At 51.6% G+C, this 308-nt stretch carries 1 protein-coding gene; it reads right to left on the reverse strand.

Annotated elements, in window-relative coordinates:
• Positions 1–308 (reverse strand): Ig-like domain-containing protein (locus Q0779_RS23855; protein ID WP_298776762.1); only part of this gene is annotated, 308 nt, incomplete at both ends.

Consider the following 308-nt stretch of genomic DNA (forward strand, 5'->3'; position numbering starts at 1 on the left):
CCTTGGTTTGCATGTCCGGGGTTTCCGGCTGCATCGACGGTATCTATTCTAGCATCAAGATGATAAGGCTCTGCATCAACGAACGCCGAGCCGGGAACGGGGATGTCATACCAATAGCCCGGTCCTTCTTCAGCGGGGAAAATTGTTCCAGTGTACAAGGTACCATCTAAGGTAATGGTAACCGTATCGCCATTATTGACTTCGCCACCGACATGACCGGTGACGTGAAGCTCACGCCCTTCTTCAGCGGCATTAACAATATTGTCAGCGGTAATGTGATTGACGGTAATTGTGGGCTCAGGGGCCGT

This window comes from uncultured Shewanella sp. (assembly GCF_947491715.1).
GTDB lineage: Bacteria > Pseudomonadota > Gammaproteobacteria > Enterobacterales > Shewanellaceae > Shewanella.